At 43.2% G+C, this 22,232-nt stretch carries 26 protein-coding genes, 1 tRNA gene and 1 riboswitch; of the genes, 16 read left to right on the top strand and 11 right to left on the bottom strand.

Annotated features, from left to right (window positions below; genetic code table 11):
* From NC99_RS05525 to NC99_RS05495, 6 genes are all read right to left on the bottom strand, one after another.
* Positions 1 to 539, bottom strand: a 539-nt coding sequence (locus NC99_RS05525) for a phage integrase SAM-like domain-containing protein (protein ID WP_157624504.1), incomplete at its 3' end; no start/stop codon positions are given.
* 291 nt (positions 540 to 830) lie between these two features.
* Positions 831 to 914: transfer RNA gene (locus NC99_RS05520), tRNA-Leu, on the bottom strand.
* A 108-nt stretch (positions 915 to 1,022) separates the two neighbouring features.
* A complete protein-coding gene (locus NC99_RS05515) occupies positions 1,023 to 1,370 on the bottom strand; it encodes a hypothetical protein (protein ID WP_157624501.1) in 348 nt (115 codons plus the stop codon).
* Between the two features lie 159 nt (positions 1,371 to 1,529).
* Complete coding sequence (locus tag NC99_RS05505) at positions 1,530 to 2,801, bottom strand: L-rhamnose isomerase (RefSeq protein WP_053180686.1); 1,272 nt, start codon at positions 2,799 to 2,801, stop codon at positions 1,530 to 1,532.
* A gap of 103 nt (positions 2,802 to 2,904) precedes the next feature.
* Positions 2,905 to 3,222, bottom strand: a complete 318-nt coding sequence (gene rhaM, locus NC99_RS05500; protein WP_239684414.1) for an L-rhamnose mutarotase — start codon at positions 3,220 to 3,222, stop codon at positions 2,905 to 2,907.
* A gap of 9 nt (positions 3,223 to 3,231) precedes the next feature.
* Positions 3,232 to 4,332 carry an L-rhamnose/proton symporter RhaT gene (locus NC99_RS05495; RefSeq protein WP_053180684.1) on the bottom strand — a complete coding sequence of 367 codons (1,101 nt, stop codon included), beginning with the start codon at positions 4,330 to 4,332 and terminating at the stop codon, positions 3,232 to 3,234.
* A gap of 146 nt (positions 4,333 to 4,478) precedes the next feature.
* Here NC99_RS05495 and NC99_RS05490 point away from each other — a divergent pair, with 146 nt between their 5' ends.
* Entirely contained in the window at positions 4,479 to 5,342 is an 864-nt protein-coding gene (locus tag NC99_RS05490) for an AraC family transcriptional regulator (protein ID WP_053180682.1), read from the top strand.
* Between the two features lie 558 nt (positions 5,343 to 5,900).
* On the opposite strand, the gene NC99_RS05485 is transcribed toward NC99_RS05490, so the two are convergent.
* Genes NC99_RS05485 through NC99_RS05470 form a run of 4 tightly spaced genes read right to left on the bottom strand, consistent with a single transcriptional unit; the run spans position 5,901 to position 8,589 of the window.
* Positions 5,901 to 6,170 carry a Trm112 family protein gene (locus NC99_RS05485; RefSeq protein ID WP_053180680.1) on the bottom strand — a complete coding sequence of 90 codons (270 nt, stop codon included), beginning with the start codon at positions 6,168 to 6,170 and terminating at the stop codon, positions 5,901 to 5,903.
* Between the two features lie 21 nt (positions 6,171 to 6,191).
* On the bottom strand, positions 6,192 to 6,830 hold the full coding sequence (locus NC99_RS05480; protein ID WP_053180678.1) for a thiamine phosphate synthase: 639 nt from the start codon (positions 6,828 to 6,830) through the stop codon (positions 6,192 to 6,194).
* A complete protein-coding gene (locus NC99_RS05475; RefSeq protein ID WP_053180676.1) occupies positions 6,827 to 7,891 on the bottom strand; it encodes an AIR synthase family protein in 1,065 nt (354 codons plus the stop codon). The genes NC99_RS05480 and NC99_RS05475 overlap by 4 nt, the downstream gene beginning before the upstream one ends.
* A complete protein-coding gene (locus NC99_RS05470; protein WP_157624498.1) occupies positions 7,888 to 8,589 on the bottom strand; it encodes a class I SAM-dependent methyltransferase in 702 nt (233 codons plus the stop codon). Before NC99_RS05470 ends, NC99_RS05475 begins: the two co-directional genes overlap by 4 nt.
* A 75-nt stretch (positions 8,590 to 8,664) precedes the next feature.
* A riboswitch (TPP riboswitch) is annotated at positions 8,665 to 8,761 on the bottom strand.
* A gap of 197 nt (positions 8,762 to 8,958) precedes the next feature.
* Between NC99_RS05470 and NC99_RS05460 the strand changes: the two genes are divergently transcribed.
* The 13 genes from NC99_RS05460 to NC99_RS05400 all read left to right on the top strand — a co-directional run bounded on the left by NC99_RS05460 (position 8,959) and on the right by NC99_RS05400 (position 20,084).
* Complete coding sequence (locus NC99_RS05460; RefSeq protein WP_053180670.1) at positions 8,959 to 9,432, top strand: ribose-5-phosphate isomerase; 474 nt, start codon at positions 8,959 to 8,961, stop codon at positions 9,430 to 9,432.
* A 194-nt stretch (positions 9,433 to 9,626) separates the two neighbouring features.
* A complete protein-coding gene (locus tag NC99_RS05455) occupies positions 9,627 to 10,793 on the top strand; it encodes an esterase (RefSeq protein WP_053180668.1) in 1,167 nt (388 codons plus the stop codon).
* On the top strand, positions 10,742 to 11,206 hold the full coding sequence (locus NC99_RS05450) for a DUF6933 domain-containing protein (protein WP_394330538.1): 465 nt from the start codon (positions 10,742 to 10,744) through the stop codon (positions 11,204 to 11,206). The genes NC99_RS05455 and NC99_RS05450 overlap by 52 nt, the downstream gene beginning before the upstream one ends.
* A gap of 451 nt (positions 11,207 to 11,657) precedes the next feature.
* Positions 11,658 to 12,890: a site-specific integrase gene (locus NC99_RS05445; RefSeq protein ID WP_053180693.1), complete on the top strand. Its 1,233-nt coding sequence runs from the start codon at positions 11,658 to 11,660 to the stop codon at positions 12,888 to 12,890.
* Positions 12,891 to 12,940: 50 nt separating this feature from the next.
* Positions 12,941 to 14,281, top strand: coding sequence for an RNA-binding domain-containing protein (locus tag NC99_RS05440; protein WP_204374910.1), 1,341 nt, complete (start codon positions 12,941 to 12,943; stop codon positions 14,279 to 14,281).
* Positions 14,282 to 14,401: 120 nt separating this feature from the next.
* A complete protein-coding gene (locus NC99_RS05435) occupies positions 14,402 to 14,866 on the top strand; it encodes an ATP-binding protein (protein WP_162231152.1) in 465 nt (154 codons plus the stop codon).
* A 2-nt stretch (positions 14,867 to 14,868) separates the two neighbouring features.
* The gene (locus NC99_RS05430; protein WP_053180661.1) at positions 14,869 to 15,270 is read left to right on the top strand and encodes a MerR family transcriptional regulator; all 402 of its coding nucleotides are present in this window, start codon (positions 14,869 to 14,871) and stop codon (positions 15,268 to 15,270) included.
* Between the two features lie 211 nt (positions 15,271 to 15,481).
* On the top strand, positions 15,482 to 15,820 hold the full coding sequence (locus NC99_RS05425) for a helix-turn-helix domain-containing protein (RefSeq protein WP_053180659.1): 339 nt from the start codon (positions 15,482 to 15,484) through the stop codon (positions 15,818 to 15,820).
* Between the two features lie 5 nt (positions 15,821 to 15,825).
* Complete coding sequence (locus NC99_RS05420) at positions 15,826 to 17,028, top strand: DUF5906 domain-containing protein (protein WP_053180657.1); 1,203 nt, start codon at positions 15,826 to 15,828, stop codon at positions 17,026 to 17,028.
* A 202-nt stretch (positions 17,029 to 17,230) separates the two neighbouring features.
* Complete coding sequence (locus NC99_RS05415) at positions 17,231 to 18,133, top strand: toprim domain-containing protein (protein WP_162231151.1); 903 nt, start codon at positions 17,231 to 17,233, stop codon at positions 18,131 to 18,133.
* Between the two features lie 97 nt (positions 18,134 to 18,230).
* Positions 18,231 to 18,578 carry a MobC family plasmid mobilization relaxosome protein gene (locus NC99_RS05410; RefSeq protein WP_053180653.1) on the top strand — a complete coding sequence of 116 codons (348 nt, stop codon included), beginning with the start codon at positions 18,231 to 18,233 and terminating at the stop codon, positions 18,576 to 18,578.
* A complete protein-coding gene (locus NC99_RS05405; RefSeq protein WP_053180650.1) occupies positions 18,568 to 19,476 on the top strand; it encodes a relaxase/mobilization nuclease domain-containing protein in 909 nt (302 codons plus the stop codon). Before NC99_RS05410 ends, NC99_RS05405 begins: the two co-directional genes overlap by 11 nt.
* A gap of 2 nt (positions 19,477 to 19,478) precedes the next feature.
* Positions 19,479 to 20,084, top strand: a complete 606-nt coding sequence (locus tag NC99_RS05400) for a hypothetical protein (protein WP_053180648.1) — start codon at positions 19,479 to 19,481, stop codon at positions 20,082 to 20,084.
* 209 nt (positions 20,085 to 20,293) lie between these two features.
* On the opposite strand, the gene NC99_RS05395 is transcribed toward NC99_RS05400, so the two are convergent.
* Positions 20,294 to 20,617, bottom strand: coding sequence for an AAA family ATPase (locus tag NC99_RS05395; RefSeq protein WP_053180646.1), 324 nt, complete (start codon positions 20,615 to 20,617; stop codon positions 20,294 to 20,296).
* Between the two features lie 97 nt (positions 20,618 to 20,714).
* Between NC99_RS05395 and NC99_RS05390 the strand changes: the two genes are divergently transcribed.
* A complete protein-coding gene (locus tag NC99_RS05390) occupies positions 20,715 to 21,839 on the top strand; it encodes a helix-turn-helix domain-containing protein (protein WP_053180644.1) in 1,125 nt (374 codons plus the stop codon).
* Between the two features lie 170 nt (positions 21,840 to 22,009).
* Positions 22,010 to 22,198 carry a hypothetical protein gene (locus NC99_RS21810; protein WP_157624495.1) on the top strand — a complete coding sequence of 63 codons (189 nt, stop codon included), beginning with the start codon at positions 22,010 to 22,012 and terminating at the stop codon, positions 22,196 to 22,198.
* Positions 22,199 to 22,232 lie beyond the last annotated feature (34 nt).

Genomic DNA, 22,232 nt, shown 5'->3' with positions numbered 1-22,232 from the left:
GTATTTTGAGTATTATTAAATTCCTTTTTGATGAAAACATCGAAGGCATTTAGGAATTTGTAATCAATGCATTGAACCGAAACATCGGACTTTTTTAACTTTAGTTCAATGAAATCGGCCAGACGCTTTCTGGAAGATTTGTAATGCTTATAGGTTTCCATCGAATAACCCTTCCTTAATTTGGCCAAGATACTATCCAAATAGTAGTCAAAGACATCTAAAATACCTTTAGATTCCTGTATTTTCAGTAGCTTCTGTTTGATTGTGTCAACGTCAAAATCCTCATTGGTTGATCTTAACAGATTGAAAATATCCTGAATTTCGGTCTTTATTTTATCCAGCCGATCGTTTAAGACCCTGCTTCCCGGAGTTTTCTCTTTTATTCTTTGTTTTCGCTTATCCCAGCTGTCCGTAGAAACAAAAATCCCAGTGGAGAGTTCTACCCGTTTGTTGTTGAAAGTAAATCTTAAATACACTGGTGATTTACCCCCGGAAGTTTTCCTCCCTTTTCTGAAAAAATAATTAATTACAATCTTCATAACTTGTGTGTTTAACGATAAACAAAAAAATGGCCGCGGTAACCAATTAAAAATACCCCATTTGAGGCTTTTTAGAAAGCACTAAAATGGGTCAAAGTGAACCAAATAAAATGGTTTAAATCAATTCGTTGCGTGATTTATCGCGACCATAGCACAAGTTTGAAAGTCATGGTCTCGATTTCGCACCTTTTTACATGACTTTTTATGAAGTTTTTTGAGTATTTACCTCAAAACAAAAGCGCTTAAATCATTGAATTTAAGCGCTTTTGTTTTTATTTGAATTTCGAAGTGTGCCCAGAACAGGACTCGAACCTGCACATCCAGAAGGATACTAGTCCCTGAAACTAGCGCGTCTACCAATTCCGCCATCTGGGCATTTTTGTTGAGAACTTGCCGGGTGGTTCACCCGTTTGTCAAACGTGAGTGCAAAACTAAAAAAAAATCGATTATCGGAATGGTTTTATTTAAAAATATTCTCTCATTTTATAATCTTTTGTAGCTGCTCTCATACTTGGTGCTGATTACCACCCCATTTTCATCAACAATAAAAATGAATTGCTCCACTTTGGTAACCGATGGGGAGTGAATGGGATCCAGCGTATTTACGCCCTGGCTGATGGTGGTGCCTTCCAGTCGTTCTTCTTTTGTATAAATCACTTTCGTATGCCCGTTTGTCATGGATATTTTGGCCGGAGTCAAATCAGCAAAGGTTTCGGCAAGCGCTTCCATCGGCTCCCCTTTGAAATCGCGATTCAGCTTGGCTTGCATACCGCACGAGCTGGTGAGGAGCAAAACGACCAGAAGGGCCAAAAGTCGGTGGACGATGTTCATATGATTCTGATTCTTGAAATGAAATCCAAAGGTAAGGGAATTGTTACCGCCAAAGTGCAAACGAAAGCTAATAATTGTGTAAAATTCTTGACCCAAACAAAAAAGTGGCTGCCAACAAGTTTCCTGCCAACAACCACTTTTTGATTTCTATGAAAAAGCTTAATTGAATCCGCGTTTGCTTAAGACGTCTTTTTCGTATTGTTGAATTTCAGTAATATACTGCTCCCCTACCGGAACCTGGCTTTGCTGACAGTAATAGTCCCACACCGCGCCAAAAGGCTTGGTTTTTAGTTCCTCAAGCATGGCCAGGCGTTCGAAATTTTGGCCTGCTTCTTCCATTTCCTTCAGCATGGAAGTGGGTTCGAGCAAGGCAAAAAGAAACGCTTTCTTGGCGGCACGGGTGCCAATCACATAGGCGCCGATGCGGTTGATGGACGCATCAAAGAAATCGAGCCCGATATTTACCCGCTTGAGGAAGTTGTTGCGGATCACTTCCGAAGCGATCATTTGCACTTCCTCATTGAGGGTGACCACATGGTCGGAATCCCAACGTACCGGCCGTGAGACGTGCAGCAGCACTTCGTCAACAAATTGAAGACAAGAGGAGATTTTGTCGCCAACTTGCTCTGTAGGATGGAAGTGCCCCATATCCAGGCAAATGAGTTTGTTATTTTGGATGGCATAGCCCAGGTAAAAATCGTGCGAGCCCACGGTCATTGATTCGGCGCCAATGCCAAACAGCTTACTTTCCACCGCGTCCTTCATGTGTTCTTTCGGATAGTCAACGGCCATCGCTTCGTCGAGCGATTTTTTCAGCAAAGCCCGGTGTCCGTTGCGGTCAATCGGAACGTCCTTACTGCCATCCGGAATCCAGGTGTTGTGCACGCAAGGCGTGCCCAGCTGCTTGCCAATTTCAGCCGAAATGGCCCGGCAACGCTTCACATGTTCCACCCAAAACTTCCGGTTATCCTCATTCTTGCTCGACAAGGTAAACCCGTCGGCTGCACGCGGATGCGAAAAACAGGTGGCGTTGAAATCCATGCCGATGCCCATTTTTTTACACCAGTCAATCCAGCTTTGAAAATGCTTCAGCTCAATCTGATCACGATCCACCAGTTCACCGCCAAAATCGCCGTAAATGGCATGCAAGTTCAAGCGATGTTTTCCCGGGAGCAGGCTTAAAGATTTCTCCAGGTCGGCGCGCATTTCGGCCAGGCTGGTGGCTTTCCCGGGGTAATTTCCGGTGGCCTGAATGCCGCCGCCCGATAAGGACGCGTCAGGTGTTTCAAACCCACCCACATCGTCGGTTTGCCAACAGTGAAGTGAAATAACGACTTCATCCATTTTTTGAATCACCTCATCGGTGTTCACGCCCAAGGCGGCGTATTGCTTTTTCGCAATTTCGTATGCTTGTTGTACTGTTTCACTCATTTTATTTTGATTTTTATGTGTTGTATGTTATTGAATACCATATTTCGATTCTTTACGGTCCTTAGATAAAAGCATTCAGGAAAATAACAAAAGGTCCGTGACCTTACTTTAGGTAAAAAACTTCTTCCAGCGCCGTGCTCACCGGCGAGTTATCGGGATTGGTCTGCATGATATCGGCCATGTGAGCCCACCACTTCTGAACAATCTCCGTCTGTCCAAGATCCTGCGATCCTCCTTCACCGCTTACTTTCTGAAAAGCAAAAAGCGTGTTGGTATCCGCATCCAGAAAAATGGAATACTCGCTGACGCCCGAATCTTTCAGGAGCTGTTTCAGTTCGGGCCAAATTTCGTTGTGACGCTTGATATATTCGGCCTTTTGCCCTTCATTCAGGTGCATCTTAAATGCTAAACGATTCATCATCTTTCGGTTTTAGTTTAAGAAATCGCTTTTGGCAATACCCATAATGATAATCGATAATAGAATCAGGCCAATTCCAAGGAAAATGGTCGATCGGGTTTTGCTCGACACTCCGGCCCATTCTTTCCGGTAAAATCCCCAGAAGTTGGCCGTAAGAATGATGGTTGACATGTGCAGAATCCAGGAACTGGCGCCATTGCCAATTTTTGTTTCTCCCATTCCGTAGAAGAAAAACTGAAGAAACCAGGTGGTCCCGGCCAGAGCACAGAACAGGTAGTTTTTTAGCAGTGGTGATGATGCATCCACAAAATCGCCTCCGGTTTTATTTTTGAGGATCAGCGCGAGCGACCACACTAAATTGGTTGTTAAGCCACCCCAAAGAATAACCAGGAAAATGATGTTGTTCTCAAACAGGTAAGTGCCATCGCTGACAAATGGAAAATGATTGGTCACGGCAATTTCGCGAACGGCCTCCCCCATCTGCTTACCGGCATCGATACCAAAACTAAAAAAGGCACTTAACACGCCTGAAATTCCGGCAATAATCAAACCTTTTGTCAGTTTAAACTCCGTATTAACGCCCTCTTTGTGGCCCAAAAGACCTTTGTCTTTCATTAAACCGGCCTTCCCGCAAAGGACAATCCCAATCATGAGCACAAAAATACCGAACAGCACCACGCGACCACTGGGGGTGGCCAACATATCGCTCAGGGATTCTCCGGCAGGTAAAACTTCTGACAAACTGCCAATATCGCGAAGGATTGGCAAGCCCAAGGAGCCCACCAGGGAGGTAATGCCAAGTAAGACCGAATTGCCCAGCGACATGCCCAGGTAGCGGATGCCCAAGCCATAAGTCAATCCTCCGATTCCCCAAAGAACACCTAAAATATAAGTGGTACGAACGACCGAAGGATCAGCGGCTGATATAATTCCCTGCCATCCCGGCGTGGTGATCAACACCGCGATGAAGGGCATAATCAGCCATGAAAAAAGGCCACCAACAATCCAATAGACTTCCCATCGCCATTTCTTGACCAGGTTGTAGGGCATGTACCAGCTTCCGGATGAAGCGCCACCAAGCGAATGAAAAAGAATTCCTAAAATAGCTTGCATAGTTTCATTAGATTAATCCTGCGATTACCACAGGAATTTAGTAATTTTGATTTTATGATTTCATAAGTAGAAAGTCAAAAATAGCTTGATTATTAGATTTCATCAATGCACATTCTGGCAGATTGCTTACACTTTTTGATACTAAAATGGACGACTTCTTTAAATACCTGACTGCTGGCGAGGAAGATCAGAACTGGGGACTATTCCTGAATGTTGCCGGCGCCTATTTGGCCAAACCCGGCCAGTCGTATCCGCCGATGAAACATCCCAGTGGCTATTATTTTAGTTGGGACAGTGGCCGGGTATTGCAGGAATACCAGTTGAATTATATTACCCGCGGCGGCGGAGTCATGGAAACCCGTGAGGGAAAGTTTAACATTCGTGCCGGTTCGGTATTGCTCATTCGCCCGGGCGTATGGCACCGCTACAAGCCCAACGCCAAAAGTGGCTGGCAGGAGCATTACGTCGGATTTGACGGAGAACTGGCCAACCGACTGCTTTCTCACCCCTTGTTCGATCAGAGCCAACCGGTTTTGCACGTTGGTGTTCGCGAAGAATTGATTGATACCTATTATAAGGTGTTTGACCTGGTAGCCGAAGAACATCCCGGATTTCAACAAATCGCTTCGGGGCTGGTGGTGAAAATGCTAGGCTATTTGATTTCGTTCGAAAAGCAGAAGGAATTTCAAGGGAAGCCCATTGCCGCCATTATTGAAGATGCCCGTTTCCGGATTCGTCAAAATGTGGATCAGCACCTGGACATGGAACACATGGCACGGGAATACAACATCGGCTATTCCTATTTCCGAAAGATGTTTAAAAACTACACCGGCATGTCGCCCCATAAATATCATTTGGAGCTGAAAGTGATGCGGGCCAAGGAACTGTTGCTGGTGACCAACAAAAGTGTGAAGGAAATCAGCTATGATCTGGGCTTTCAGACCATTCACTATTTCAGCAGGCTATTCAAACAGAAGGTAGGCAAAAGCCCGACGGAGTTTCGGGCATAAGCATGTTTAGACTGTCGATCTCATGTTACCGGCAGATGCTCACCATCAAAACGGAATACTGAAAAAACACTGGAAAAAGCGTAAATTTTAAGACCAAACAAAAAGCCGAAACACACAACAAACCTGAAAGTGAAAGCGGGGATTAAAGCTTAAAATAGACGCACAAGCAGGTTTTGTCTCCCTGCCTGTCTCTCTTCCCCGGGTTTATCTTCAAACAGCTTGTACAAACCAGGAAAGAAAGATAAATGAGTAACAAAAACCAGTAAGTATAAATTAAATATATTTGTGAACCAGTCAATGGAAAATAACCACTTACACTTACCAGGAATAATGTATAAATCTGTCAAGCTGTTTTAGGAGAGGTCCAAAGTCCACACTTTTCGGCAAGTGTTCCATGCTTCTCATGGACAAGTCCATGAAGACCGTGGAACAGTCCATGATTGCCATGGACAAGTCCATGATGTTCGTGGAACAGTCCATGGTTAGCGTAGACAAATATTCAAAGCAATCACGGAAAGAGGGCACTGACTTTCATTTTGATCATCCAACGCCGACATCCTACTTTTCAATCACCCGGAAGTTTTCAACCGTACTTGTTTTCAATTGGTTTTTCCATCGGTTGATAATCGGAAGCTCCAGCTCTTTTTCGCGGTATTCGTCCGGGCTCATGATGGGGATGCCATGAATAATCGGATAATAACGTTTACAGCTTGGGCAAATCAAAATTCCTTCCCGAATATCTTCGGAGAGGTCTTCGGCAAAGATTTGCAGCTCCAGTTCATTTTTGTCAAACGGACAACATAGTTTATTGATCAAATCTTTCTTCATTTGATATCGAATTTAAGATTGTTATTCTTTTTTCAACTTTTTCCGAAAACTGGCAACCACTTCCGCCGGCTTGTCGGCTTTGAGCACCGATGAAATGACAGCCACACCATCCATGCCGGTCGACTTTAACTGATCGATGTTTTCGATGGAAATACCGCCTGCCACAAACAGCGGCATGGAAGTCATTCGACGTGCCTTTTCAACGGTCTGTGGGCTCACCAACTCACATGCTCCGGCTGACTTTGAGGGGAACATGGAGCAAAACGACAGGTAATCCAGCTTGTGGGCGATGGCCCATTCAACCGAATCCAGTTCGTTGCCACAGGTCAATCCAACAAGACACGAACGTCCGAGTGCTGCTTTTCTCGCTTCAAGATCCTCGGCAGCTTGATCCAGGTGAATGCCATCCAGTTCAAGCTCCTTGAGCAGTTCCCAGTTGTTGTTGATCAGCACCGGGATATGCCGCTCATGAGCCAGTTCTTTGATTTGCCTGATGATCGCTTTTTTATTGGCGCCAGCTTGCCAGCGATCCCAGATTTGGATGGTCCCTAGGCCGCCAGTTATGGCTTGCTTAAGTTTTAAAAGCAGTTCGCTTGTGTCCATTGCCGGATCAACCACCAGGTAGATGCCACCGGTTATTTTTTTCGCTTGATGTTTCATTTCATTCCTTTCTTAAAAGCTTCGAAAAAGGCATTCCAGTAGGGATCCGTTCCGGCATGGACCAAAGGCTTGGTTTTTCCATCGGATAAAAGGTTCATCCCTGAATCCTTTGACACAAACCGGCCAACACTGGTTGCGGCAATGCCTGCCGCATGCAGTGCGTCCAATACTTGCCGCTCGCCTTCTTCGCTGACGGCCATAATCATGGATCCGGCACCAATCACTTCCAGCGGATTGAGGTTAAACAAGTCGCAAATCCCTTGCTGCGCCTCACCAACTGGAATCAAGCCGGGATCAACCTCAACGCCACAGCCCGAGGCTACGGCCATTTCATAAATGGCGCCCAGCACGCCACATTCGGTGACATCGTGCATGGCATAAACCCTTCGATTGCCGTCAGTATTCGTTTGGGCAGCCACCAAGCCATCCTGCAAACAGCTGGTTTGGTAGAATAAAGAACAAGCCTTTTCGTAGACTGCTTCTCCGAATTGATGCTTGATTGTTTCCGGGAAACTTCGGGCCAGGATGGAAGTGGATACCAAAGCTGCTTCCTTGGTAACCACAATCCGGTGTCCGGGCCGAGCCATCTGACTGCACAGCATTTGCCCTTGTTTGGCCAGGGCAATCATCGTCCCTCCACCCGAGATGGTGGAGTTCAATCCCTCATAGCGGGCGGTATGGCCACCGGTAATGGCCACCCCCAGCTTTTCGCAAAAATGATGGATGTATTTCCAGTAGCGCTCAAAGTCGGTGCCACTAACCGACGACGGCAGATTTAAAACCAACTGGGCATACTGTGGCGCCACGCCTGTTGTTGCCATGTCGTTGGCCATCAACTGAACCGACAACCAAGCCGAGGCTTCCATCCCCAAGGCCGGAAGATAAGACAGCGGATCGCTGGTTAGGGCCATTTCGTAACCATTCGGAAGCTTTACTATCGACACATCCGTTCCAAAGGCAGGACCAACCCTGACTTCCTCGCGTGCTTGTCCGCAAAACGGATAAATGTGAGCTTTGAAAAACTCATCCGTTATTTTCCCGTTATCTGTAAATTCCATCATGACAACAGTTTAACGTACAGTCCAAAGAAATCGCCATAAGGCACCGACCATTGCTGGAGCGGAAACCACTCGGGCAAGCCCGTGCAAGTCCATTCAATGGTAAATTCCCTGCCGTCCAGGGCCTCACGGATCACGTTGATCAGATGTTGCGGTGTGTAAAAAGTGGCGGTCACATAAAACGGATTCTTCCCAAACGCTTGTTGAACCCGACGTCGCACCACTTTGGGCGAGTTCCGGTTCATCATGCCAAACACCAAGCCATGTTTGCCTACCCGTGCGGCTTCGCGGATCACTTTTACCGGATCTTTGTAATATTCGAAGGTGGTGATAAAGGCCACGGCGTCAAAGGTGTGATCTTTAAACGGCATGGCGTGCGAATCGGCCATCACCAGGTCGCCATCAAACAAGTGAATGGCCTGCGATAACATAAAGGGAGAAATATCGCCGCCGGTTGCCTCAATACCAATGTTTTTCCACCAACGGGTGAAGCGGGTGGTGCCGCAGCCAAATTCCAGCAGGTTTTTTACGCGTTCGTCCTTTTTAACAAGTTGCTCAATGACTTTCTTTTGCCATACCTCGGCCCGTTTGTAGCGCCCTTCATACCATTGTTCGTAGGTGTCGGTGTGTTCCCGGTTAAAGAACCACTCTTTTCTTCCCTGCCAGTTTCGCAGGTTTTTGTTTACCAGTTCAATGCTCATATTCATTCAATTTTTAAATAAAAAAACCACTTACCCATCGAAGGGAATGTGGTTGAATGAATTGAGAATTGGCCAATCAAAACCGCCTGCATTTCCTCCGCTGGTATTATCCAGTTCAGGTACACGGGTAAAGTCTCAGCCTCTTCAGAAAGAAGCACCCCGATGCATTTTATCGCCTGTAAAAATAGGGATAATTGTGATGGATCAAAAATTGTTGCCGTTTGAAACCAAACAGAAAAAGAAAAATAGGTGCTGCATTTGTTCGCGAAATCTCACAATAAAAGGTATTTTCTTAATTTTGGGCCAAATTTATAGTCGATTAATCCCTTTCTGTATTTCGTATCTTCAACAACAGAAACTTCATTAATCATGAAAAAGAACAACATGAAAACGATTTCGCTTGGAACAGATCATGCCGGGTATCAACTAAAAGAGTTGGTGAAGAGCCATTTGGAAAAGAAAGGCTACCAGATTATTGATTTCGGCACTTCTTCGGAGGAGGCGGTTGATTATGCTGATTTTGTCATTCCTGCAGCTGAGGCGGTAGCCCATGGCGAAGCCGATTTGGGACTGGTTTTTGGTGGAAGCGGAAACGGTGAAGCCATTGCGGCCAACAAAGTCAGAGGCGTTCGCTGTGCCCTGTGCTGGAACGTGCAATCAGCCTTACTCGCCAAAGAACACAACAATGCCAACGTGATTGCCCTGGGCGGACGCATGGTTTCAGATGCAGAGGCCCTGGCCATTGTCGATCAGTGGCTGGAGGCTTCATTTGAAGGTGGCCGGCACTTGCGCCGAATCCAGAAAGTAGGCGACTATGAAACCGGACGAGCAAGCAGGCGCTGACCAAATCCGTTTCATTTTTTGGATCCTGAATTATTTTGTTTTGTTGGCTTCAAACAGACGGAATGTTTTTCTATATTTGATCGTGTTATCCGGTAAATCCATTTCGGTTTTTAACATCATTGCAACAAATGAATTGTGTTATACCGTGTAAATGGGAGCCTCGATAACACCCAAACAACTAAAACGCTAAACCGATGAAAAACTGTTTCTACCTGATGATGATCCTATCTTTGCTGTCTATGACATCACATGCCCAACAAGCTTTATGGGGTGGCCCCAACCTGGTTTCTCCCGAAATTCACGATAACAATACCGTGACCTTCCGCTTGCAGGCTCCGCAGGCTAGCGAAGTCAAGCTATCGGGCGACTGGATGCCATCCGAGGGTTGGACGCCCGGATCGGTGGCCATGGAAAAAACAGAAGACGGCATTTGGAGGCATACAACTGACGTGCTTTCATCGGAATTATACAGCTACTCCTTTTGGGTTGACGGACTGCGCATGCCCGACCCAAACAACGTGCACCGGATTCGTGATGTAGCCACCGTAACGGACGTTTTTCTGATTGGCAATGGAAAAGCCGATTTGTACCGGGTGAATGATGTGCCTCACGGAACCGTGGCCCGACGCTGGTATGATTCACCGGGCAATGAGATGAACCGGCGAATGACGATTTATACGCCTCCGGGCTACGAAAACAGTAAAGAAAAATATCCGGTGCTGTACTTATTGCATGGCATGGGTGGCGACGAGGAAGCCTGGATTGCCTTGGGACGCACGGCTCAGATTATGGATAACCTGATTGCACAGGGTAAAGCCAAGCCCATGCTGGTGGTCATGACCAATGGGAATGTGGCCCAGCAAGCCGCCCCAGGCGAATCGGCCAAAGGATTTTACAAACCTACCATGCAGTTGCCCCATACCATGGATGGCCAAATGGAAGCGACTTTCCCCGACGTTATCCAGTTTATTGAAAACAACTACCGAGTAAAAACAGACCGGAAAAACCGCGCGATTGCCGGTTTGTCGATGGGTGGATTTCATTCGCTTCATATTTCCAGGTATTATCCGGAAACTTTCAATTATGTCGGCTTGTTTTCGCCGGCCATTTTACCCGACGAAAATGTGAAATCGCAAGTGTACGAAAACTTCGATGAAACGCTAAAAACACAAAAAGAAAACGGTTTGGACTTGTATTGGATTGGCATCGGCAAAACCGATTTCCTATACAAATTTGTGGAGGACTACCGCAAGAAACTGGACGAAATGGATTTTCCTTATCAATACCATGAAACGGAAGGCGGACATACCTGGACCAACTGGCGCGATTACCTGGTGGAATTTGTACCACAGCTTTTTTAGGTGAAATTCGGGTTCCTGAGCATCATCAATCAAAATCACCACAGCGAAAAAGCACAACAATAGCAAGAGTATATCGTACCAAAAAACTGCAAGATTTTATCGGCCAGGTGGAGCAGAGCTTACCCGAAGATTTGGCCAAAATCTCGATAAACGACTGGAATGCACACTTGTTCTTTATAAATAAAAGAAAGTGTTTGGCTTTTGTCAACAACTTGACTTTCTACACGGTGTTTTTGACCGACATACAAAAAAAAGACATCCATGAGTATCAGAATCTAAGTGAGATGAGGCTCGTTTATGAAAATGGACTGATTAACAATACGCCAACAGGCAAGCTTTATGAAGCGAAAAAGAGCTGGAGCAGCCCAATTGAAAACTTAAACGAAATGATAAACCCCGTGCAAAACCAATAGTTTCTCAAAGGGCTGCCGGGGTATTCAGCCCGTGAATGCCAACAAGCCATTCCGCTACGCCCACTTAAAAACAGGTCGAAACCCGAATTGACGATTAACACGTCTGGCCAAAATCAAGCCCCAACGACACTACCTATTCTTTAGAAAGTTTTTTTTGTTGTACCCGCACAAAAAACAAGAGGCGTCTACATTTCTGTAAACGCCTCATTTTCTTTTGTGAACCTGGCGAGACTCGAACTCACAACCTCCTGATCCGTAGTATTAACCCCATAGTTTTCTTTCATTTTCTTTTATTTTTATTTATCTGCTAACTTCCTTACTGAATGGCTCTTAGTGTGCTTTTTTATTTTGCTAAATACCATTTATTTCGAGATAATCGCTATATTTGTGTGCAAATTGTGTGCAAATTATCGATTTGCACACACAAGATAAGAAGCTAAATATACTGACGATGTTCAACTATTCAAACAATGGAATTACCGTATCTTCAATTTTAGATAGCCGAAGGCTCACCAAAGACAATTTATACCCTATCAAAATACGTGTAACCTATCAGCGCATTCGTAAATATTATGCGACCGGCAAATATATGACAGTGGAAGAATGGGAAAAACTGCCGGGCACCAAGAGCAAAAAGATGCAATCCATTCGTTTAGATATTCAAAATTCGTTTGATATTATAAAAGCTGGTGTTCAAAAGTTGATACATGAAGATGGCTTTTCCTTTGAAGCATTAAACAGCCACCTGAATAAGTCGACCTCTGATACTTTAAATGCCGGATTCAAAATAAAAATTCAAACTTTAATGGAAAACGAACAGGTGGGAACCCACCTGTTTTATAAAGATGCTTTTAGAAGCGTAGAGCATTTTGGTGGAGAAAACATTTCCTATGCTTCCGTTACTGCAGATTGGCTTAAACGCTACGAAAAGCATATGTTAAAGCTAGGACGGGCATATACAACAATAGGGATGTATTGCCGAGCCATCCGTTGTGTTTTAAACGACGCAAAGAGAGCCGGAATAATAAAGGAGAATCAATATCCATTTGGGCATGGAAAATACGAAATCCCAACAGCAAAGGGTCGTAAACTGGCTCTTACCTTGCAACAAATAAAATCTGTCGTTAACTATTCTGACGGAACAGAGGCGACAGAAAAATATCGTGACCTATGGTTTTTCTCTTACCTCTGTAATGGGATCAATTTTGCGGATATGCTTACGCTCAAATATTCTAATATAAGGAATAATGAGATCTGTTTTCTACGCACAAAAACAGCACGAACATCCAAATTAAAAAAAGAGGTTTGCGCGGTTCTAACTCCCGAAATGAAAGCGATCATTGAAAAATGGGGTAATAAGTCAACAAAACCGGATGATTATATTTTCGGATTTCTTACAGGCAAGGAAAATCTTTTTGAGGAAAAAGACAGGATAAAATCTGTGACCAAAAGCTGTAATAAACGATTAAGCAAGATAGGGGAAATATTAGGCATTGAAAGGTTAAGCACCTATACTGCCCGGCACTCGTATGCCACGGTTTTGAAACGAAGTGGAGCAAATATTGCTTATATCTCGGAAAGTTTGGGCCACAATGATCTAAAAACAACAGAAAATTACCTGGCCTCCTTTGAAAAAGAAGAACGGGTTAAGAACGCAAGTTTTCTGACGAATTTTGGTGATTAGATGAGCAACAGCACATTAATTATTATTTTTACTAAAAAGATTGTTTGGGTATGATGAAAACAATAGAAAAACAAGATGTTGAGTACAAATCCTCTTGGAGAGACGAATACCTGAAGTGGATATGCGGATACGCTAATGCCTACGGTGGAAGATTATATGTCGGGATCAACGACAATAAGGAAATTGTCGGCGTTGATGATGCCAAAAAATTATCAGAGGATATTCCCAATAAAATTCAGAACATACTGGGCATTGTTGCTGATGTGAATATTCTAACGGATTCGGCAGGCAGTAAGGATTATCTTGAAATAATTGTAGAGTCGTATCCTTATCCCGTAAATTATAAAGGAGAATATCACTACCGAAGCGGTAGTACCAAACAGGAACTAAAAGGATCGGCTCTAAACAAATTTATTCTTGAACGTACCGGCAAACATTGGGATGGTATCCCTATCCCAAAGGTTTCTATTGATGATTTGTCATTGATCGCATTGAAGCGATTTCGCAAAGAAGCTGCGCGAAGTAAACGTGTGGATGAAGGTGTATTGAATGATTCTACGGAGCATTTATTACAAGATTTGCATTTGATTGATGATTCAACAGGCCTCTTAAAGAATGCAGCAATTCTGCTTTTTCACCCTGATCCAGAGCGATATGTTACTGGCGCACACATTAAAATCGGTTTCTTTCGGGGCGACGATGATGATTTAGCTTTTCACGATGAAGTGCATGGCTCGCTAATGGAGCAAATAGATAAGGCCATGGATTTACTGACAAGCAAATACATTAACTACGCCATAAGTTACGAAGGCGTATCACGAAGAGAAACGCCGACCTTTCCAGAAGGTGCTATGAGAGAGAGCCTTCTAAATTGTGTAGCTCATAAAGCATATGCTATCGGCGTGCCAATACAAATAAGCGTTTATCCCGACCATATTGTATTTTGGAATCCGGGAGAATTGCCCAAACAACTGCCAATAGAAAAACTCTTGCAAAAACACCCTTCATTACCATATAATCCTGATATTGCCAATACACTTTTTAGGAGTGGAGATATTGAAATGTGGGGACGAGGCTATAGAAAAATCATCAAGTCAGTATTAGAGCAAAAGCAACTGCCGCCACGCATAGAGTACATCAATGGATTAATGCTCACGTACTATGCAGATGCACAAACGCAACTTAAAATGGAAGGGGCAGATGAGAAAGTAGCTCAGATAATAGAATATGTTATAGCTAATGAAAGCATAAATAATACGGAAGTACAAAAGCTTTTGAAGGTTAGCAAACCTACCGCAACCCGATTGTTGAAACAAACGGAATTTTGGTTAGAAATGCAGGGAGCACATGGTAGAGGAACTCATTATGAATTGAAATGGAAAGCATCATAAAAGGCTCACTAAAGGCTCATTAACAAAGCTCAAACATACACGACTATCTGCTTTCTTACTCAACATCAGCTAATTGAACAAATAACAAAAGGCTCATAAAAGGCTCACCAATAAATGTACATGAAAGAATTGGACATGACTGAAGGCAGGGGAACCGGGATTCCAATTATCCGCAGGGAAATGGAGAGAAACGGCTCGCCCGAACCTCGATTTGAAACCGATGAGAATTACAGTTACTTCATAACAACTCTTCCAATTCATCCCGCTTTCTTCGCAGAAGATGAAATAAGCGAGGGTGTAAACAAAGGAGTAAAAACCAATGACAGTCAACATGATAATGCTTTAAGGCTTATTCGTGAGGGTGTAAATGAGGGTGTAAATGAAAATGTCTATGACATCATAAGCATTCTTACGAATGTAGCAGGATTAAATGCTGTAGAGATTGCATCCCGGACAAAAAGAGGACTTTCTACCATTGAACGATACCTACGTTTGCTGCGGAAAAAAGAAATCATTGAATTTAGGGGAGCACCTAAAACTGGTGGATATCACCTAACGGAAAAAGCAAAGAAATTGTTGAAATAGTTATGCCCCGTCGTAAGCAATACAAAATATCAGCCCGACAAACTGCAATTTATAAGACGATTGTATCCGAATTGCAGAAAAACCCCGAGCTGGCTGATTACGATATGGAAACCATCGAAATTTCCGTTAAAAAGAAAATTACGCCCCGAATCCAGGATGTGGACAAGGCAATACGCAACCTGACGACTTATGTGGCAGTAAACAAAGAATTCATCAAAACCTTCGAAGGTGAAACAATCGTATCAAAAAAAGAGATCGCCAAAATATTGAAAATATCGCGACCAACCCTGGATAAATGGATCCGTGAGAAATTTATAACTCCTGTACAATCAGACGTTTTGTCCAAAACCGAAACCTTCCCTCCTGACCTGATCCTGAAACAACTTCAAAAACAAAAAAAGTAAAAAAAGTTTTCAACTTTACATCGTATCGATTTGATATAATCTGACAATAAAACGAATGTCTGTTCCAACTTTCCCGCCAATATTTGATTTAAAATGTCGTCATAGGCTTACTTGTGTAACGCCATTTATCTAATTGACTTTCAATTATATTCATTTTTATTTTACATTCAAATTCAATTCAAAACGAAGTGTAACCATAAATTTGAGTATTATGCCGAACATCATTGTAACAACGCCCGAGGAACTGCGGGCAATCGTAAGTGAGGCGGTTTCGGGCGTTTTGCCCAAACAGCCTCCCGCTCAATCACCGATTGACACCATTACCCTGAACGATGCATTGGAATTGCTAAAGAAACATGGCTATCCAACATCAAAAGCAAAAATTTACAAGTTAACCTCCACCGGTAAAATTCCCTGCAAAACGTATGGAAACAAACTGGTCTTCTCGCGAAAAGAAATACTGCTGTGGGCTGAAAATCAAACCAGGCCCAAACATCATTCAAGTGAAATCAGCTTATCCCTTGCGCGGAGTGCAAGACGAAAAAGGTAACCGCGATGAAGGAAAAGACATTGAACAGCGGTAAATATATCCGTGTAGGAACAAGCTTGTACAAAATCGTGCAGCGTCCCCTGATCAGCGGCGATTATATCGAGGAAAAGATTCCCTGGAGCTACGAAACGCTCCGGCAGGACTTCGGCAAGAACAACCTTCCAAACATTGAGAAGTATGATGGTTTTTGCATTATCCCCGATCATGTTCACTATCGACAGGTACATGGAACGTATCTCAATCAGTATGAACCGGTAAATTATGTGCCGTGTCCGGGAGACTTTCCCCATATCCGGCATTTTCTTAACCACATTTTTGGGGAACAAATCGAAACCGGCCTGGATTATCTTCAAATTCTCTACACCCGGCCTGCCCAAATGTTGCCGATTCTGCTGCTGGTTTCCAATGAACGGAATACGGGGAAAACGACCTTTCTGCGTTTCTTGAAAATGATTTTCGGGAAAAACGCGACGTTCAATACAAACGAAGATTTCCGAAGCCAGTTCAATGCCGACTGGGCCAACCGCCTGCTGGTGCTGGTTGATGAATTACTTCTGAACAAGATGGAAGACACGGAGAAAATCAAAAACCTCTCAACAGCCGGCGATTATAAAATTGAAGCCAAAGGCAAGGACCGAAGGGAGATTGAGTTTTTCGCCAAATTTGTTCTTTGCTCCAACAACGAGCGAAACCCGATTATTATTCCCAGGGAAGAAGTCCGGTTTTGGGTACGAAAAATCAACCGGGTTGAAAAGGACAACATCCGTCTTCGGGAATTAATGGCCAAAGAGATTCCTCATTTCCTGCATTTTCTTCTTCACAGAAAACTCGCTGCAAAAAATGAATCCCGGATGTGGTTCAATCCGTCTGTATTGGAAACGCCCGCACTGCAGAAAATCAAAAAGTACAACACAAATAAGCTTGAAATGGAAATGGCGACCTATTGCCATGATGTGATGGAGGGACTGCAAAAGGACAAAATGCGCTGTTGCCCGAAGGACCTGCTGGAAGTATTGCGGGAATGCGGGTTCCGGCCCGACATTACTGTCATTCGGAACATACTCAAAGACAATTGGGGACTCACGTCTGAAAAAAACGGCGAATACAATTTTTATCATATCGGTATCGATGGGGAACTTGTTCCGGTGAAAAGAAAAGGACGCTACATGGAAGTTGCAATCACCGATCTGAACAAAATCCTGTTGTAATGTTGAGTTTAGCTATTAAACAACTGAAAATATGACAGATACACACCCCAACAATCACACAACAAATACACAACAAAATCCTGTTTGTTGTGGCCGGGCTACAACACCGCGATCATTTGTTGTGCTTTTGTTGAGTCTGTATTACACTGAAATAATGCAGGTTAATCATCATCCACAACAAAACAATAAAAATTTGACACACATGGCACTCCCTGAAATAAAACAAATAAGTATCAAGGGTTATCTTCAGAATATGGGGGTTCTTCCCAAAAAAGAGTTCGCTTACTACGGAATGTACTTTAGTCCGTTCCGTGACGACCAGAATACAAGCTTCAAGGTGGATTACCGCCAAAACCTTTGGTATGACTTCGGCACCCAGGAAGGCGGTTCAATCATCGATCTGGTGATGAAGCTGGAGAACTGCGCTTTTCATGAGGCTGCAGCCAAACTGGAGAAGAACGTTGCAGGGGTCCGCCCGAATTCTTTTTCTTTTCACCGGGATTCTATACCTGCTACACCAAAAAACAGGAAACCGGCAATGACCATTCGAAACATTTGCACCATTTCCCATCCCAAATTAGCAGCCTGGATAAGCACACGAAAAATTGACTTGTCCCTGGCAAACCTGTATTGCAGGGAAGTTCATTACCAGGTAAAGGACAACGTATATTTCTCGATCGGTTTTGGGAATGATAGCGGTGGATACGAACTGGCCAGTCCCTCAAAATTTAAAGGCTGCATTCCGCCAAAAGATATTACGACTGTAAAGAATGGCCATGACAACTGTTTGGTATTTGAAGGCTTTTGGGACTTCCTCACCTATTTAACGCTACAAAAAATCGAAAAGACGCAGTACGATGTTGCAGTGCTTAACTCGGTGGCCAATGTTCAAAAGTCAATGGCTTTTCTGGCAGGCCACAGAAATATCTTTGCTTATCTGGACAATGATGAAAGCGGACGAAAAGCTGGTCAGGTAATCAAATCATCATGCGTCTCTGTCGATGACAGGTCAGTAAGGTATGCTGCATACAAAGATCTCAATGACTACTTATGTGGTAAAAAACAGGTCCGGCACATGCAAAAAGGCAGGGGTTTAGGGCTGTAATAAAAGGCTCTTTTTTCAGGGGTAGCAAGTTTATGTTTTGGTAATACCAAAACCCCTGTGTCATCCCGCTGGTCTCGAACAAAAATCACATAGCAAAATGAAAAACAAAAATGGCCGACCGGTCAAACGATTGGGTGAAAAAATGGCCTATCACATTAACGTAAAAATGGGAACGATCGACTATTACACGCTCAAGGCAAAAGCCAGGGAAGCTGATGTGAGTTTCAGAGAATGCATCCGTCAGCTCATCAGAAGAGCTTACGTGAAACAAAGGCTCTCGCCTGAGTTACATGATCATATCCGAAAACTGTCCGGAATGGCCAACAACTTAAACCAAATTGCCCGCAAAGCAAACGCTGCGGGATATTCCGACACCCGGCTCGAGTATCTGTATCTGGCAGGCAAGATTGATAACCTGTTGAATCAAATCCGTCATGATGGCTAAGATTGTAAAAGGACAGGGATTCCGGGGCGTTGTGAACTACGTCCTGGATCAATCCAAAGGCGCGGAGATTTTGGACAGCCAGGGAGTGCGCCTTAAAAATGCCGGTTCGATCATTTACAGTTTTGTTTTTCAATCTGAAATGAACTCCCGGATAAAAAAGCCGGTCGGCCATATTTCGCTTGATTTTTCTGCACAGGACCTGGGAAAACTGAACAACAGCCTGATGGTGAAAATCTCACAGGAATACATGAACTTGATGGGAATTTCCAATACGCAGTACATTCTTTGCCGTCACTTTGACAAGGAGCATCCACACGTGCACCTGGTTTTTAACCGGGTAGATAATGAAGGCAAAACAATCTCTGACCGGAACGACCGGTACCGGAGCGGAAAAATCTGCAAAGAACTGACCGAAAAACATGGTTTATATTTTGCCCGGGGAAAAGAGAAAGTAAAAGCGTATCGCCTGCGGGAGCCGGATAAAACCAAATATGAAATCTACGAATCGCTGAAAGCAATCCTTCCAACGTGCCACAACTGGGATCAAGTCATTGCAGAGTTGAAAGATCAGGGCATTGCCGTGACGTTCAAGTTCAAAGGGAAAACCAGCGAAATACAGGGGGTTGTTTTCAATAAAAACGGCTATTCATTCAATGGCTCCAAAGTAGACCGGCAGTTTAGTTTTTCAAAAATCACTTTTCAGCTCAAACGGAATATTTCTGAGCAAGTTTACCAAAAATCGAATGTCCGTTATCACATTCCGGATCACCTGGTCGCAGGAAATATTCTCAAAAGCTTATTCTATCAGATGGGGAAACACCCTGCTGTAAACGAAAACCGGACAAAACAAGATGATGTGCCAAAACTCAAAAGAAGAAGAAGAGGGATAAGGAGGTAAAAATGAGAAAGAATGTAAATGTTGTAGCGGTCCTGTTCGAAGAGGTCAACACCCTACTGAAAACCATTGACCGGAAAATCAACGATCAGCACCAAAACCTTGAAGATGCTGCCACCAAAGCAGACCTTGCAAGCGAAAAGATTGCCATTGAAAAGGCTTTCCTGCAAACATCACGTAATTTATCGGTCTTGGATCAAAAACTTAACCAGCTCTTAGTATCTGTCCAAGAGTCAGAAGATCAAATTCGTTCAGGGTTTGAAAGCATTCTTTCAACCTTAAAAGACCAGGAAAACCAGCGGCTCGCCCGCCACCAACGACAGCTTAAACTGAAATCAAAAAGCGTGATCATGGCTTTCGTCTTTCTTTTCCTCTTGTTTACCGTTTCGCTGATCGGGAATATTTATCAAAGAAATGAGCTAACGCGCGTGAGCGATAATGATCTCAAGTACCGGTACATCAAAATGGTCGGTGGGATTAACGCTGATGAGCTTTCCAAATTGGAAGAACTGTTTCACATCAACAAGGACAAAGAGTTGATTAGAGAAATTCGCGAACAAGTGGAGAAATTTGAAAGGGAAAACCCAGAGCAGATTATAGAATTGGAATAAAGACATATGGAGTAACATCGAAGAAAACTATTTTACTTTTAAAATACCAGCATAAACCGTAAGCAATTCAGCTGAGAACATCCGTATTTTCCTTGGTATTTCATACATGACCGCTCTGCGACTCAGATCAGCCTTTGCTTTCGTGATTTGCAACAAGGAAGAAACGGTAAAGACAACCTTCAATTCGGGAAAATCATCGTACATATTCTTCAGCTCAATGGACCATGCCGGGTACGTGTGTGTACTATACCGAGAACAAGCAATTCTCCTCCTTTCTTATAGAAAATGTCTGCCAAATCATACAGCCTGTTTTCTGTAAAGAACAAACTATCCAGACTTGCGAACAGCACTTTGCCATTGGACTTATAATTCACCCTGATAAATTGTAAAAGCAAGGTTGTTTTACCAACTCCCCTACTACCTTTTATCCCGATAAACCGCTTACTCCAATCAGCCTGTTTGATAAAGTCAAAAACATATTCCGTACTTACCAGCACATATTTTTCATAAAACCGACGAACAAGACTCTCCATAATTTTTCAATCAACACCAATGTGTTGATATTTTCAGCCGCTATTTTTCAAACAAGCTTATTGTTATCTTTGGCAGAACCATAGAACAATTGTAGTGATGAACTATCTATTTTTTATAGCCTCCTTCAATGCCTTGTTTTTTGCCGTTTTAGTCTTGCAGAAGAAAAAAGCATTACATGATAAAATACTGATTTACTGGCTAATTTATTTGGGTTTATATACCGGCATCTATGCGTTGTTTTCAAACAGACTATTTGTCGATTTTCATCTCCTATCAGCAAGTTTTGTTTCATTGCTGTTACTTCATGGCCCATTCTTGTTTTTATATATTTCTGCACTGATTGACCAGCGATTTCAATTCAATTGGAAAAAACTATTCCAATTTGTCCCTTTTATCCTATTCAACCTTTTCATCGTTATTGCATCCGTATTTCCGGAAATATCGGAACGAATACGATTAGACCATGTGGAGCATGCACATGGGGCACCGTTGCTGTTTAATCTGTTCCTGATTCTTACTGTTTTATCCGGTCCATTCTATTTTATCCTATCCATTTTTCTTTTTAAACGGCTGGATATTAACATTTTCAATAATTTTTCATCAGATGTAAATGTGAACCTCGACTGGTTAAGAAAGCTTGTTTATTCTTTTGGAGCTGTTTGGACCGTATTAATGATTATTGCCACCATCCATCATGTTTTCGGAATGTTCTCATGGATTTTTTGTACGCACGGCTTGTTTCTCTCCTTGTCAGTTTTCATCATCTTAATAGGATATTTCGGCTTAAAGCAAAAGGAAATCTTTATTCAATACCAGGATCACAACATCGAATACGTAACGGAAACAAAGACGAAGTATGCAGGAGTCATATTGAAAGATACTGACACAGAGAAACACGCAAGCAACATACGGCATTTTATGCGCCGGGAAAAACCATATCTGGATGCTGACTTAACCTTGCCTCAGCTGGCAAGCAGACTTCAAATTCCTTCACATTTACTTTCAAGGGTGATCAATGAAAAATTTGGACTTCATTTTTTTGATTTTATAAACCAATACAGAGTGGACGAAGTAAAATCAAAACTGGATCAGCCTGAATTCGATCATTTATCTTTATTGGGGATCGCGTTTGAGTGTGGCTTTAATTCAAAATCTGCGTTCAACAGGGTCTTTAAGAAATTAACAGGGCTAACCCCCAGTGAATACAAGAATCAGCTATAAAAACCTCCAATACAGCGGCATAACTTTACTTCGGCGACGTCCAACCTGTTAACAGGGTACTGCAAATGTTGGCAAATGAGTGCCACATTACAAAGTAGGTCGCACAAGGATCTGGGACATCGTACTTTTGGTTCAGAATAATTCTAATAGTAACAATTAAAAAGTTTATCATGAAAGCAAAAGTATCCTATTTAAGAAAAAACCACCTCAAAAGAATTCCAGTCCGTAAAGGCAAATGGCAAGCTGTCATCTCGCTTGTTTTCGGTTCACTTTTAATGTTAGTTGCTACACTTCCTGCCACAGCACATTGCGATTCGTATGATGGGCCGGTAGTTAGTCAATCCTTAAAAACAAAATAAATCACTGGTTATCAACAGGTAATGTGAATAAAAT

The organism is Sunxiuqinia dokdonensis (genome assembly GCF_001270965.1).
In the GTDB taxonomy this organism is placed as follows: domain Bacteria; phylum Bacteroidota; class Bacteroidia; order Bacteroidales; family Prolixibacteraceae; genus Sunxiuqinia; species Sunxiuqinia dokdonensis.
Note: the sequence above shows the minus strand (reverse complement) of the source record. Positions and strands in the feature narration are given on the sequence as shown.

What these genes read in the sequence shown, in the direction of transcription:
- NC99_RS05410 (WP_053180653.1), top strand. Translation starts at nt 18,231, where the DNA reads ATGAAAAACAAAAATGGCCGACCGGTCAAACGATTGGGTGAAAAAATG.
- NC99_RS05400 (WP_053180648.1), top strand. Translation starts at nt 19,479, where the DNA reads ATGAGAAAGAATGTAAATGTTGTAGCGGTCCTGTTCGAAGAGGTCAAC.
- NC99_RS05445 (WP_053180693.1), top strand. Translation starts at nt 11,658, where the DNA reads ATGTTCAACTATTCAAACAATGGAATTACCGTATCTTCAATTTTAGAT.
- NC99_RS05490 (WP_053180682.1), top strand. Translation starts at nt 4,479, where the DNA reads ATGGACGACTTCTTTAAATACCTGACTGCTGGCGAGGAAGATCAGAAC.
- NC99_RS05440 (WP_204374910.1), top strand. Translation starts at nt 12,941, where the DNA reads ATGATGAAAACAATAGAAAAACAAGATGTTGAGTACAAATCCTCTTGG.
- NC99_RS05390 (WP_053180644.1), top strand. Translation starts at nt 20,715, where the DNA reads ATGAACTATCTATTTTTTATAGCCTCCTTCAATGCCTTGTTTTTTGCC.
- NC99_RS21810 (WP_157624495.1), top strand. Translation starts at nt 22,010, where the DNA reads ATGAAAGCAAAAGTATCCTATTTAAGAAAAAACCACCTCAAAAGAATT.
- NC99_RS05415 (WP_162231151.1), top strand. Translation starts at nt 17,231, where the DNA reads ATGGCACTCCCTGAAATAAAACAAATAAGTATCAAGGGTTATCTTCAG.
- NC99_RS05460 (WP_053180670.1), top strand. Translation starts at nt 8,959, where the DNA reads ATGAAAAAGAACAACATGAAAACGATTTCGCTTGGAACAGATCATGCC.
- NC99_RS05430 (WP_053180661.1), top strand. Translation starts at nt 14,869, where the DNA reads ATGCCCCGTCGTAAGCAATACAAAATATCAGCCCGACAAACTGCAATT.
- NC99_RS05485 (WP_053180680.1), bottom strand. Translation starts at nt 6,170, where the DNA reads ATGAAGAAAGATTTGATCAATAAACTATGTTGTCCGTTTGACAAAAAT.
- NC99_RS05470 (WP_157624498.1), bottom strand. Translation starts at nt 8,589, where the DNA reads ATGAGCATTGAACTGGTAAACAAAAACCTGCGAAACTGGCAGGGAAGA.
- NC99_RS05435 (WP_162231152.1), top strand. Translation starts at nt 14,402, where the DNA reads ATGAAAGAATTGGACATGACTGAAGGCAGGGGAACCGGGATTCCAATT.
- NC99_RS05455 (WP_053180668.1), top strand. Translation starts at nt 9,627, where the DNA reads ATGAAAAACTGTTTCTACCTGATGATGATCCTATCTTTGCTGTCTATG.
- NC99_RS05515 (WP_157624501.1), bottom strand. Translation starts at nt 1,370, where the DNA reads ATGAACATCGTCCACCGACTTTTGGCCCTTCTGGTCGTTTTGCTCCTC.
- NC99_RS05395 (WP_053180646.1), bottom strand. Translation starts at nt 20,617, where the DNA reads ATGGAGAGTCTTGTTCGTCGGTTTTATGAAAAATATGTGCTGGTAAGT.
- NC99_RS05480 (WP_053180678.1), bottom strand. Translation starts at nt 6,830, where the DNA reads ATGAAACATCAAGCGAAAAAAATAACCGGTGGCATCTACCTGGTGGTT.
- NC99_RS05420 (WP_053180657.1), top strand. Translation starts at nt 15,826, where the DNA reads ATGAAGGAAAAGACATTGAACAGCGGTAAATATATCCGTGTAGGAACA.
- NC99_RS05425 (WP_053180659.1), top strand. Translation starts at nt 15,482, where the DNA reads ATGCCGAACATCATTGTAACAACGCCCGAGGAACTGCGGGCAATCGTA.
- NC99_RS05495 (WP_053180684.1), bottom strand. Translation starts at nt 4,332, where the DNA reads ATGCAAGCTATTTTAGGAATTCTTTTTCATTCGCTTGGTGGCGCTTCA.
- rhaM (WP_239684414.1), bottom strand. Translation starts at nt 3,222, where the DNA reads ATGATGAATCGTTTAGCATTTAAGATGCACCTGAATGAAGGGCAAAAG.
- NC99_RS05405 (WP_053180650.1), top strand. Translation starts at nt 18,568, where the DNA reads ATGATGGCTAAGATTGTAAAAGGACAGGGATTCCGGGGCGTTGTGAAC.
- NC99_RS05505 (WP_053180686.1), bottom strand. Translation starts at nt 2,801, where the DNA reads ATGAGTGAAACAGTACAACAAGCATACGAAATTGCGAAAAAGCAATAC.
- NC99_RS05475 (WP_053180676.1), bottom strand. Translation starts at nt 7,891, where the DNA reads ATGATGGAATTTACAGATAACGGGAAAATAACGGATGAGTTTTTCAAA.